Below are 11820 nucleotides of genomic sequence, written 5' to 3' on the forward strand. Positions count from 1 at the left end.
ATCACTCGTTCCTCTCGGGATCCAGGAGCCGCACTATGGCGCACGCCAGCATCCCCATGTCGCAGTACCGTGCCGACCAGTTCCGCCATGTGCTGGCTGTCCGTGCATTCGATACCTCCGATGCATCTGTCCTGCGGGCGCACGACTTCGACAGCGAGTTCCGATCGATCGCGCTTGCACTGACCGAACGGATCGAGATCGCCTTGCGCGGGCGGGTCGACCGCGCGGCACGGCACCGTTTCGGCAAGCTCTGGCACCTTGACCCGATGGCGTTCCGGGACACGTTCGACCACGACTCGTTGCTGCGGCGCGCAGCAGGAGTACTCGACCGAGCAAACGACCCGGTGACGCAGAAGGTCTGGCGAGAGCGAGCGCTCGATCAGGTTCCCTTCGGGATGCTGGCCGAGGAGCTCAGCTTCGGTGAACTCTCGCGGCTGACGGGCGCCCTGGAACCCCGATTGCACGATGCGGTGGCCCTCGCGTTCCGCCTGCCGGCGGGGACGCTCCGTCCGTGCCTGCACCACCTCACGCACGTCCGGAACTGCTGCGCCCACCACACGCGGCTCTGGGGCCGCAGCTTCCGGATCCCGCCGCCGACCTTCCGCTCCCCCGCCGACCTGATCGCTCGGCTCGAGGGGCTGCCGAAGCGCACACCGGTGCATTCCCTCGAACTGCTCGCACACCTCGCCGAGACCGTCGGCCCGTGCGACCGTCACGCCGATGCCGTTCGACGATTGATCGACGAGCACGACGATCTGATCGACGGCATCGGCGGACGGCCGAGCTGGGCGGCGACGTGACCGCACGTCAGGACAGCTTCGCCAGCGCGAGGTTCAGGGCCAGCACGTTCACGACGGGCTCGCCGAGGAACCCGAGCTGGCGCGACTCGGTGTGCGATGCGACCAGCTGCCGCACCGTGTCCTCGGACACGCCCCGCGCCGCCGCCACCCGCACGACCTGCTGCGACGCGTACGCGGGGCTGATGTCCGGGTCGAGGCCCGAACCCGAGGCGGTGACCGCGTCGGCGGGGACGTCCGCCTCCGAGACCCCGTCGGCCTTCGCCAGTGCCCCCTGCCGCTCCTTGACGGCCTTGAGCAGGTCCGGGTTGTTCGGTCCGAGGTTCGAGCCGGACGAGGCCCCGGCGTCGTAGCCGTCCTCGCCAGCTGCGGAGGGCCGCGACTGGAACCAGCGATCCGCCTGCTTGCCGGAGAACGACTGCCCGATGAGGGAGGACCCCACGACGGCGCCGGACGAATCAGTGACCTCCGAGCCGTTGGCCTGCTCGTGGAACACCCCCTGGCCGACGCCCCAGACGGCGAGCGGGTAGCCGACGCCGAGCACGACGGTGGCGAGCAGGGTGAGGCGGATGGCCACACCAGCGGAACGGACGGTGGAACGTGCAGATGCCATGACTAGAACCCCGGGATGAGACCGACCACGAGGTCGATCAGTTTGATGCCGATGAAGGGGACGACCACGCCGCCGAGCCCGTAGACGAGCAGGTTGCGGCCGAGGATCGACGACGCTGCGGCCGCGCGGTACTTGACGCCGCGCAGGGACAGCGGGATGAGCGCCACGATGACGAGCGCGTTGAAGACGACGGCCGACAGGATCGCGGACGACGGGCTGTGCAGCCCCATGATGTTGAGGGCCGCGAGCCCGGGGAACGCCGCCTGGAACATCGCCGGGATGATCGCGAAGTACTTCGCGACGTCGTTGGCGATGGAGAAGGTGGTCAGGGCCCCGCGGGTGATGAGCAGCTGCTTGCCGATCCGGACGACGTCGATGAGCTTGGTCGGGTCGGAGTCGAGGTCGACCATGTTGCCCGCCTCCTTCGCCGCCGTCGTGCCGGTGTTCATCGCGACGCCGACGTCCGCTTGCGCCAGGGCCGGGGCGTCGTTGGTGCCGTCCCCGGTCATCGCGACGAGGTTGCCGCCCTCCTGCTCGCGCTTGATGTACGCGAGCTTGTCCTCCGGGGTGGCCTCGGCCAGGAAGTCGTCGACGCCGGCCTCGTGCGCGATCGCGGCCGCGGTGCGGGGGTTGTCACCGGTGATCATCACCGTGCGGATGCCCATCGACCGGAGTTCGGCGAACCGTGACGCCATGCCGTCCTTGACGACGTCCTTCAGGTGCACGACGCCGAGCAGGGCGACCGCGCCGTCCGAGGAGCGGCGGCCGACGACCAGTGGGGTGCCGCCCTGGTCGGAGATCTCCGCGACGGTGGAGTCGATCGCGGCAACCAAACCGGCGTCGGGGGTGTCTGCCCAGGCCAGCACGGCCGCAGCGGCACCCTTCCGGATCTGCGAACCGTCCGGCAGGTCCAGACCGGACATGCGCGTCTGCGCCGTGAACGGCACCTCGACGGCGCCGTCCGGCAGTGCCGGCGTGACCCCGGCGTCAGCAGCGAGCGACACGATCGAGCGGCCTTCGGGCGTCGAGTCCGCCGCGCTCGACAGGGCTGCTGCCGCCATCAGCGAGGCCTCGCTCACACCCGGCACCGGCACCACGCGGGACGCCCGACGGTTGCCGTACGTGATCGTGCCGGTCTTGTCGAGCAGCAGGGTGGTGATGTCGCCTGCGGCCTCGACCGCGCGGCCTGACATCGCGAGCACGTTGTGCTGCACGAGCCGGTCCATGCCGGCGATGCCGATCGCGGAGAGCAGGGCCCCGATGGTGGTCGGGATGAGGCAGACGAGCAGGGCGATCAGGACGGGGACGCTGACCGTCGCTCCGACGAGCCCCGCGATGGGCTGCATCGTCAGGCAGACGATCACGAAGACGATCGACAGCGAGGCGAGCAGGATGTTCAGCGCGATCTCGTTCGGCGTCTTCTGCCGGGCCGCCCCCTCGACGAGGCGGATCATCCGGTCGATGAAGGTCTCACCCGGGGTCGAGGTGATGCGCACGATGATCCGGTCGGACAGCACGCGGGTGCCGCCGGTGACGGCACTGCGGTCACCGCCGGACTCGCGGATGACGGGCGCGGACTCCCCCGTGACGGCCGACTCGTCGACGGATGCGATGCCGTCGATGACGTCACCGTCACCCGGGATCACCTCGCCGGCGACGACGACCACCACGTCACCCTTGGCCAGGTCGACCGACGCGACCTCCTCGGTCTCGTTGCCGATCGCCGCTGCGTCGGCCGGGTCGTAGCCGAGCACCCGTCGGGCGCTCGTGGTCGAGCGGGTCTTCCGCAGCGTGTCGGCCTGCGCTTTCCCACGGCCCTCGGCGACCGACTCCGCCAGGTTCGCGAAGACGACGGTGAGCCAGAGCCACACCGCGATGGCGATGGTGAACGCGGACGGCTCGACGCCGGCGGCCGCCGTCGTCAGCGCTGCGCCGACCTCGACGATGAACATGACGGGGTTCCGCCACATCAGTCGCGGATCGAGTTTCCGCAGGGCTCCCGGGAGGCCCGCCACCAGTTGACGGGGTCCGAATGCGGACGAGCGGGTGGCCGGCTCCACTGCGGTGCGCGGTTCCGGCTCGGTGGTCACGGTCATGACAGTCCTTCTGCGAGCGGGCCCAGTGCGAGCACCGGGAAGTAGGTGAGTGCGGTGACGATGACGGCGACGCCGCCGAGCAGCCCGATGAACAGCGGGCGGTGGGTGGGCAGCGTGCCGGCGGTCTCGGGTACGCGGTCCTGGGCGGCGAGGGACCCGGCGAGCGCCAGGACGAACACCATCGGCACGAAGCGCCCGAGCAGCATCACGACGCCGAGCGCGGAGTTCATCCACGTGGTGTTCGCGGTGAGCCCGCCGAAGGCCGAGCCGTTGTTGTTCGCGCCCGAGGTGAAGGCGTAGAGCAGCTCGGACAGTCCGTGGTTGCCGGGGTTGAAGATCGACGTGCCGAGCACCTGTTCCCGGACACCGGGGATCACCAGCGAGAGTCCGGTCGCGAGGAGCACGAGGGTCGGCGTCACCAGGATGTACAGCGCCGCGAAGGTCATCTCCTTGGCGCGGATCTTCTTGCCGAGGTACTCCGGGGTCCGGCCGACGAGCAGCCCGCCGATGAACACCGTGATGACGGCGAGCACGAGCATGCCGTACAGGCCGGAGCCGACACCGCCCGGGGTGACCTCGCCGAGCATCATGTTGAGCATCGCCATCATCCCGCCGATCGGGGTGAAGCTGTCGAACATGCCGTTCACCGCACCGGTCGAGGTCGCGGTCGACGTCGTGCCGAACAGGGTGGTGCCGAGGATCCCGAACCGGGTCTCCTTGCCCTCCATCGCGGCGCCGGCTGCGTGCGTGGCGAGTCCACCGCCACCGAGCTCGGCGATCGACATCACCGACAGCGACACGAGGAAGATCGCGCCCATCACGGCGAGGATCGCGTACCCCTGGCGATCGTCGCCGACCAGCCGCCCGAACGTGCGCGGGAGCGAGAACGGGATGACGAGCATCAGGAAGACCTCGACCAGGTTCGTCCACGCCTGCGGGTTCTCGAACGGGTGCGCCGAGTTCGCGTTGAAGTAGCCACCGCCGTTCGTGCCGAGTTCCTTGATCGCCTCCTGCGATGCCACGAACCCGTCCGGCAGGTGCTGCGTGCCACCGACCAGCGTGGTGACGTCGGTGCCGCTCCCCCACGACTGGACGACGCCGCCGGCGACGAGCACGATCGCGAAGACGAACGCACCGGGCAGCAGCAGCCGACCGACACCGCGGACGACGTCCACCCACACGTTGCCGAGCGTGCCGGACTTACGGCGGGCGAACCCACGGACCAGCGCCACGGCGACGGCGAGCCCGACGGCTGCGGACAGGAAGTTCTGCACCGCGAGGCCGGCCATCTGCACGCTGTACCCGACGGTGACCTCGGGCGAGTAGGACTGCCAGTTCGTGTTCGCGACGAACGACGCCGCGGTGTTGAACGCGAGCGACGGGCCGACGGCAGGGAGCCCGAGGTCGCCGGGCAGCACGACCTGGATGCGCTGCAGCAGGTAGACGAGCAGGAGCCCGACGACGCTGAAGAGCAGCACGCCGCGCAGGTACACGGGCCACGACTGCTCGGCGTCCGGGTCGACCCCGATCAGCCGGTAGACCCCGCGCTCGACCCGGTTGTGCCGGACGGGCGTGAAGACCCGCGCCATCCAGTCGCCGAGCGGCCGGTAGGCGACGACGAGCAGCAGGACGAGCGTGGCGACCTGGACGATCCCCGCCCAGACGTCCGCGGCGCCCGACGCGCCCACGGCGCCCACTAGAACCGCTCCGGACGCACGAGCGCCCAGACGAGGTACACGACAGCGGCGATGCCGAGGACGGCGGCCGCGATGGTGATGCCGATCACAGCCGTTCCACCCCCTTGGCGATCAGTGCCACCACGCCGAACACGGCGAGGACACCGGCGACGACGAACACGTCGAACACGAGGGACTCCAGAAGGTCTGCGGTGTCCGCGTCGGGCGACGCGGACGGCACCACGTGTGGTGCCGAGACCGATGCTGGATCCTGCGCCGGGCCTCCTGGCCGCTCCTAACGGTTTCCTCACGCCGCCCTGGCGGACGCATGCGCCCCGCTAACGCGCGCTCGCCGCCCGGAGCCGCGTGGCCAGCGCACCGACGGCGTCGCGGAGGTCCTCGGGACCCTCGACGACGAAGTCGACCGCGAACCCCGCGAACGCTCCGGCGAGCCCCGGCCAGGACCACGAACCGAGCGTGACGCGACTCCGCTCGTCGGACAGGGGTTCGACGACGGCGCCCTCGGGCAGGTAGGGCGTGATCGTCCGCGCGTCGGCAGTCGTCACGGTGACCGAACCGACGCACGGCCACACGTCGACCTGCGCCGATCCCTTGAACCGCGCCGACACGAAGGCCAGCGGGTCACCACCGGGCACCGGCCGGGGCGTGAACGGCACCCGCGTGCGCATCCGCGGGGTGATCCGGTCGATGCGGTGGGTGCGCCAGTCGTCGCGGTCGAGGTCCCAGTCGAGCAGGTACCAGCGGCCGTTCCGGGCGACGACGGCGTGGGGTTCGACACGGCGGGGTGGGCGGAGGTCGTCGTCGCCCGCGTACGTGAACCGCAGGACCTCGTGCAGATGCACGGCCTCGCTCACCGCGACGAGCACGTCCGGGTCGGTGCGGGTCCGCCCGGACGTCGTGACCGCCTGCACGGCGTCGATGCGCGACCGGAGCCGCGCGGGCATGACCTGCCGGACCGTCGCCAGTGCTCGGGCAGCCGACTCGGCGATGTCCGCGCCCGACGCGGGTGCGACGGCGAGCGCCAGGGCGATCGCCACGGCCTGCTCGTCGTCGAACAGCAGCGGCGGCAGGTCCGAACCCGCTGCGAGCCGGTAGCCGCCGGCCGGTCCACGGAGCGCCTCGACCCGGTACCCGAGCTCGCGGAGCCGGTCGACGTCGCGGCGGACCGTGCGGGGGCTGACCTCGAGGCGTCCGGCGAGCTCGTCGCCTGGCCAGTCGCGGTGCACCTGCAACAGCGACAGCAGCGCGAGCATGCGCGAGGAGGGTCCGGCCATGTCGATCATTCTCGTCGGAGAAGCGGACATGATCTGACCGCATTGCCGGTCATCCTCGTTCCATGAGCATCGAAACGACACCCCACCTCAACTTCGACGGCAACGCCCGCGAGGCCCTCGACTTCTACGCATCGGTCTTCGGCGGCGAGGTCACCGCCGCCACCTACGGCCAGATGGGCGCCCTGGACGACCAGGCCTGGGCCGACCGCATCATCTTCGGCCAGGTCTCCACCGACGCCGGGTTCCGGGTCATGGCCTTCGACGTCTGGCCCGGGCAGCCCTACGACCAGGGATCGAACGCGTTCTACGTGTTCGTGCACGGCGACGACACCGCCGAGATCGAGCGGTACTGGGCCGTGCTGTCCGACGGCGCCGAGATCCGGCAGCCCCTCGCTCCCTCGGCCTGGGCGCCACTCGCCGGGCAGCTCCGCGACCGCTTCGGTGTGGTCTGGCAGCTCGACTCCGCCCCGGCCGACCGCTAGCGCGTTCCGAGGGCCGCGGTCAGCGCGTCGGCGTCCACGTCGACACGGTGACCGCGGCCGTCACCGTCGCCGGGGCGAACACCGCGTCCGGAGCAACGTGGTGGTGGCTCGGCCCCATGTGCACGACGTCGTGGACGTCCTCGGCGGAGAGGTCCATCGTCCAGGTCAGGTCCTCGGAGGACCGCAGGACGAACGACGGCGTGAGCGAGTCGAGCAGCCGCCGCTCCTTCTCCGGGTCGACGGAGATCGTCGCCTCGGCCAGCTCTGCCAGGTGGCCGGTGCGCGGGGTCACGACGACCAGCACGCCGTCGGGGTGCAGGACGCGGGCGTACTCGGTCTGGTTGCGGGGTGCGAAGACGTTGAGGACGACGGCGGCAGCGCCGTCGACGACCGGGAGGCGCTCGGTCACGTCCCCGACGACGGCTCCGGCACGTTCGTGGACGCGGGCAGCCCGTCGGATCGCGATCGCCGACAGGTCCAGCGCAACCCCGAGCCTCCCGTCCGCCGCGCGCAGCGCATGCGCCAGGTAGGTCCCCGGACCGGACCCGACGTCGAGCACGATGCCGGGGGCCGTCGCCTCGGCGACGGCGTCGGCGAGCGCCCGCTCGACGGGCGCGTAGTGGCCCCGTCCCAGGAACCGCAGCCGGGCGTCGACCATCTCCGGGGTGTCCGCGGTGAGCGACCGACGCTTCGCCGGCAGGAGCGTCAGGTGGCCCTGCTTGGCCTCGTCGAACCGGTGCCCGGTCGCACAGCCGACCTGGCCGCCGTCGACCCGACCGAGGGGCTCGGCGCACACGGGGCAGGCGAGCATCGGCAGCAGGTCGTCACGCACCGGCCCAGCGTACGGGGCCTCGCTAGCCTGGACGGATGTCGCTGCAGCAGCTCTTCGGTCTCGACGGACGCACCGCCCTCGTGACAGGAGGCAGTTCCGGCATCGGACGCGCCATCGCCACCGCACTCGCCGACGCGGGTGCGCACGTGCTCGTCGCTGCTCGGACACGGTCAACCATCGACTCGACGGTCGACGACGTCCGCGCCGCTGGAGGATCGGCCGACGGCATCGTCGCGGACCTGTCCTCGCGTGCCGGGGCACACGCCCTCGCCGACGCGGCGGGCGACGTCGACGTCCTCGTGAACTCCGCGGGGATCAACCTCCGGCCGCCGATGGCCGACCTCGACGAGGACACCTGGGACGCCACGATGGCCGTGAACCTCGACGCACCCTTCGTGCTCGGCCAGCGGCTCGCGCCCGGCATGGCAGCGCGTGGCCGCGGCCGGATCATCAGCATCAGCTCGCAGCAGGCGCACCGTCCGTTCGCCGCGAGTGGCGCGTACGGGGTCTCCAAGGCCGGCCTGGAGGCACTGGCCCGGTCCCAAGCGGAGGCCTGGTCCGCGCAGGGGGTCACCTCCAACGTCCTCATCCCCGGTTTCGTGCGCACCCCGCTCAACGAGCGGCTCGGCTCCGACCCGGCCGCGGTGTCAGCGCTCGCGGCGCGGACGCTGGTCGGCCGGAACGGACTCGCGTCGGACTTCGCCGCCGCTGCCGTGTTCCTCGCCGGCCCCGGTTCGGCGTACGTCACGGGGCAGTCGATCGCGGTCGACGGCGGGTTCTCCGTCCACTGACCTCGAGGTGCGCCGACGGCAGGGTGCTGCGCAGCAGTACGGTCGGGACATGGCAGTCATCGAGCAGGCAACGCTCCGCCCCTCCAAGGCCGAAGCGCTCGCCGCTTGGCTGCCCGACCAGGCGTGGAGCGGCGTCGTCGCGGGAGCGCCGCTGCAGGTCGTCGGGCAGTTCCGGTTCGACGATCCCGCCGGCGAGGTCGGCGTCGAAGTGCTGCTCGCCCGCACCGAGGACGGCCGGGTCCTGCAGGCGCCACTGACCTACCGGGATGCACCGCTGCCCGGCGCCGACGCGTTCCTGGTCACCGAGATGGACCACTCCGTGCTCGGGCGCCGCTGGGTGTACGACGCCGTGGGCGATCCGGTCCACGCCGACGTCCTGCGCCGGGCGATCGTCACCGGCGGGCACGAAGCGGAGCTCGAACTGGCGAACGATGCCGGACGGCGGCCGAAGGACGCCTGGGCCCACGGCAGCGGCTCCGAACCCGACTCCCCCGATGTCACCTCGGTGCACGCGACCACGACGGGCGCGGTGACGTCGATCGCGACCGACCACGGCACGATCGTCATCGCACGGGTCATCGGCACGGCCCTGCCCGAGGGGGAGACGCTGACCGGTACGTGGACGGACGGCTCCGGAGTGCTCGCCGTCCTGCTGCCCGAACGCGCCTGAGGTACTGGCAGGGCCTGCCTGCACCGGGGACCGGCTGGCAGGATCGGGGGCGTGAAGACACTGGAGTTGCCACAGACCGACCTCACCGCATCCGACGTCGTCGTCGGCTTGATGCGGATCAACGACATGAGCGACGAGGACATCCGCGCGCTCTACAGCGCCTCGCGGGACGCGGGCGTGAACATGTTCGACCACGCCGCGGTGTACGGCGAGTGGCACGGCTGCGAGGAGCGGTTCGGTGCCGCCGTGACGCTGTCACCGTCGGAGCGTGCCGAGATCGTGCTGCAGACCAAGGTCGGCATCCGTCCGACCCCGAACGGCGCGTACTTCGACTTCTCGTACGAGCACATCCTCGAGTCGGTCGAGGAATCGCTCACCGCGCTGCAGACCGAGTACATCGACATCCTGCTCCTGCACCGCCCCGACGCCTTGGTGGAGCCGGAGGAGGTCGCGAAGGCCTTCGACGAGCTGCACGCCGCCGGCAAGGTGCACCACTTCGGGGTCTCGAACCACACCCCTGGCCAGGTCGACCTGCTCAAGAAGAACGTCCAGCAGCCGCTCGCCTTCAACCAGGTGCAGCTGAGCATCACGCACGCCAACGTCATCTCGCAGGGCCTCACGGCGAACATGGGTGGCCTCGACCAGTCGATCTCCCGCGACAACGACATCCTCAACTACTCGCGGATCAACGACATCACGCTGCAGGCCTGGTCGCCGTTCCAGAAGGGGTTCTTCGACGGCGTCTTCCTCGGCGACCGAGAGCAGTACGCCGACCTCAACGACGCCCTCGAGGAGATCGCAGCTGCCCACGGGGTCACCCCGACCGGCATCGCCGTCGCCTGGATCACCCGGCACCCGGCGCACTTCCAGGTCGTCCTCGGCACGACGAACCCGCAGCGCGTGCGCGACTCGGCGGCCGGCTCGGACGTCGAGCTGTCGCGCGAGGAGTGGTACCGCATCTTCACCGCCGCGGGGCACACCGTCCCGTGAGTCCGTCGGGCAGGGTGGAGTCGTGCTCCACGACCTCACCCTGCCCGTCCGCCTGTCCGCCCGCGCCGGTTCGGTGGTGGTGCGGAACGCGGTCGACGGCGACCTCGACGCCCTGATGGCGCTGTTGTCCGACGACCCGATCAGTGCCGCCCGCGGCGATGTCGCCGCCCCGGAGGACCGCCCGCAGTACGCCGCGGCCCTTCGATCGATCACCGAGGACTCGACGAACTCGCTGCTGGTCGCCGAGGACGAGTCCGGTCGGCTCGTCGGCACGCTGCAGCTCACCCGGATCCCGGGCATGGCCCGCCGCGGTTCGACGCGGCTGCTGGTCGAGGCCGTCCGCGTGAGCAGCGCGCTCCGCTCGGGCGGCATCGGCAGCGCGCTGATGCGCTGGGTGACAGACGTCGCAGCGCCGGACCTCGGGACCCCGCTCGTGCAGCTCACCTCGGACGCCGCCCGCACGGACGCGCACCGGTTCTACGAGCGCCTCGGGTTCACCGGATCGCACGTGGGCTTCAAGTACCGCGTCCCTGGCGTCGGCGCAGACCGGCAAGCGTGAACCGCGCGTCTCCCCAGCAGCGGCGAGGCAGCCCGACCCACTGAAACATCAGTGGCAGACTCGTCTCATGCCGGAGCCCGCCAGTTCTCTCGGTGGCCGGTCCACCGACCCGAGCCGATGACGTCGCTCTTCGTCGACGAGTCGAAGACGAAGGGCTACCTCATGGTCGCCGTCATCGTTGCCCCAGGTGAGGTGACGACGCTCCGGCGCAAGATACGAGCCCTCGTACTGCCCGGTCAGCGACGACTCCACTTCACCAGCGAGAGCGATTCTCGACGGCGTCACGTCCTGTCGACCCTGGAGCAGATCGGAGTGCGCGCACACATCGTCCGCTCCGACCTGAAGCACGAGCCGAGCGACCGTGAAGCATGCCTGCGTGAGCTCGTTGCGCTCGCGGCGAGCGCCGGACACGAGCGGATCGTACTCGAGCGAGACGTGTCGATCGAGCGCGCTGACAAGAAGGTCCTCTACGACGCTGTTCATGCACACGGGGTGCGGGATGCGCTCACGTACGCACACGAGACCGCGCACCACGAGCCGCTTCTTTGGGCGGCCGACGCGATCGCTTGGAGCCAGGCCAAGGGTGGCGATTGGCGCCGGCGCGCTCAGCCCATGATCGTGTCTGCAGCAACCAGACCGTAGAAAGCGCAAAGCTCGGCTCACCGACCGTCCGGAAGGCTGCCGAGCTCACTTCGCGCCGCTACTGCAACGCGCCCTCCGATGGTACAACGATCGGCCCGGCGGCCGATACCCCAGGATTTCAGTCGGAGTACGCCGGGGTCCCCGAGGACGGCACGTTCACGTCGACCGGGGACACCGCGGCGGGGTCGGCGGAGGCGCCACCGACGACGTCGAAGGAGATCCCGAGCATCGCCGGGTCCTCGTCGAGCTCCAGCCCGTCCTCGCGGACCTGGTCCTCCGGGATTGCACGGCCACCAGACGGGTCCCACGAGTTCGCGATCGACATGCCGACGAGCATGCCGGGCGACCTTGAGTGCCGCCTCTGAACCGCCGCAGAA

Annotated in this window: 15 protein-coding genes; 7 read left to right on the forward strand and 8 right to left on the reverse strand. The window is 70.7% G+C overall.

The window, feature by feature from the left end; all coding sequences use genetic code 11:
• The first annotated feature begins 35 nt into the window (after positions 1–35).
• Entirely contained in the window at positions 36–800 is a 765-nt protein-coding gene (locus tag HQQ88_RS06520) for an Abi family protein (protein WP_173168970.1), read from the forward strand.
• Positions 801–807: 7 nt separating this feature from the next.
• On the opposite strand, the gene kdpC is transcribed toward HQQ88_RS06520, so the two are convergent.
• The 6 genes from kdpC to HQQ88_RS06550 form a co-directional block, all read right to left on the reverse strand.
• Entirely contained in the window at positions 808–1410 is a 603-nt protein-coding gene (kdpC, locus tag HQQ88_RS06525; protein ID WP_173168971.1) for a potassium-transporting ATPase subunit KdpC, read from the reverse strand.
• 2 nt (positions 1411–1412) lie between these two features.
• Positions 1413–3506, reverse strand: coding sequence for a potassium-transporting ATPase subunit KdpB (gene kdpB, locus HQQ88_RS06530; RefSeq protein ID WP_173168972.1), 2094 nt, complete (start codon positions 3504–3506; stop codon positions 1413–1415).
• Positions 3503–5194 (reverse strand): potassium-transporting ATPase subunit KdpA, encoded by a 1692-nt coding sequence (gene kdpA / locus HQQ88_RS06535; RefSeq protein ID WP_173168973.1) that lies wholly within the window; start codon positions 5192–5194, stop codon positions 3503–3505. Before kdpA ends, kdpB begins: the two co-directional genes overlap by 4 nt.
• Before the next feature lie 8 nt (positions 5195–5202).
• Entirely contained in the window at positions 5203–5292 is a 90-nt protein-coding gene (locus HQQ88_RS19855; RefSeq protein ID WP_017887940.1) for a potassium-transporting ATPase subunit F, read from the reverse strand.
• Complete coding sequence (locus HQQ88_RS06545; protein ID WP_173168974.1) at positions 5289–5426, reverse strand: hypothetical protein; 138 nt, start codon at positions 5424–5426, stop codon at positions 5289–5291. Before HQQ88_RS06545 ends, HQQ88_RS19855 begins: the two co-directional genes overlap by 4 nt.
• 94 nt (positions 5427–5520) lie before the next feature.
• On the reverse strand, positions 5521–6477 hold the full coding sequence (locus HQQ88_RS06550; RefSeq protein ID WP_173168975.1) for a WYL domain-containing protein: 957 nt from the start codon (positions 6475–6477) through the stop codon (positions 5521–5523).
• Positions 6478–6539: 62 nt separating this feature from the next.
• Here HQQ88_RS06550 and HQQ88_RS06555 point away from each other — a divergent pair, with 62 nt between their 5' ends.
• Positions 6540–6959 (forward strand): VOC family protein, encoded by a 420-nt coding sequence (locus HQQ88_RS06555; protein WP_173168976.1) that lies wholly within the window; start codon positions 6540–6542, stop codon positions 6957–6959.
• A gap of 19 nt (positions 6960–6978) precedes the next feature.
• On the opposite strand, the gene HQQ88_RS06560 is transcribed toward HQQ88_RS06555, so the two are convergent.
• Positions 6979–7791, reverse strand: coding sequence for a putative RNA methyltransferase (locus tag HQQ88_RS06560; protein WP_173168977.1), 813 nt, complete (start codon positions 7789–7791; stop codon positions 6979–6981).
• A gap of 35 nt (positions 7792–7826) precedes the next feature.
• Here HQQ88_RS06560 and HQQ88_RS06565 point away from each other — a divergent pair, with 35 nt between their 5' ends.
• The 5 genes from HQQ88_RS06565 (at position 7827) to HQQ88_RS06585 (ending at position 11443) form a co-directional block, all read left to right on the forward strand.
• The gene (locus HQQ88_RS06565) at positions 7827–8582 is read left to right on the forward strand and encodes an SDR family NAD(P)-dependent oxidoreductase (RefSeq protein WP_131845898.1); all 756 of its coding nucleotides are present in this window, start codon (positions 7827–7829) and stop codon (positions 8580–8582) included.
• 49 nt (positions 8583–8631) lie between these two features.
• Positions 8632–9252, forward strand: a complete 621-nt coding sequence (locus tag HQQ88_RS06570; protein ID WP_173168978.1) for a hypothetical protein — start codon at positions 8632–8634, stop codon at positions 9250–9252.
• A gap of 51 nt (positions 9253–9303) precedes the next feature.
• Positions 9304–10242, forward strand: a complete 939-nt coding sequence (locus HQQ88_RS06575; protein ID WP_173168979.1) for an aldo/keto reductase — start codon at positions 9304–9306, stop codon at positions 10240–10242.
• A gap of 22 nt (positions 10243–10264) precedes the next feature.
• Positions 10265–10801 carry a GNAT family N-acetyltransferase gene (locus tag HQQ88_RS06580; RefSeq protein WP_173168980.1) on the forward strand — a complete coding sequence of 179 codons (537 nt, stop codon included), beginning with the start codon at positions 10265–10267 and terminating at the stop codon, positions 10799–10801.
• 117 nt (positions 10802–10918) lie between these two features.
• Positions 10919–11443, forward strand: a complete 525-nt coding sequence (locus HQQ88_RS06585) for a hypothetical protein (RefSeq protein WP_173168981.1) — start codon at positions 10919–10921, stop codon at positions 11441–11443.
• A gap of 118 nt (positions 11444–11561) precedes the next feature.
• Here the strand turns inward: HQQ88_RS06585 and HQQ88_RS06590 are convergent, their stop codons facing one another.
• Complete coding sequence (locus tag HQQ88_RS06590; RefSeq protein ID WP_173168982.1) at positions 11562–11780, reverse strand: hypothetical protein; 219 nt, start codon at positions 11778–11780, stop codon at positions 11562–11564.
• Positions 11781–11820 lie beyond the last annotated feature (40 nt).

Origin of the sequence: Curtobacterium sp. VKM Ac-2861 (assembly GCF_013204965.1) — a bacterium.
Lineage (GTDB): Bacteria > Actinomycetota > Actinomycetes > Actinomycetales > Microbacteriaceae > Curtobacterium.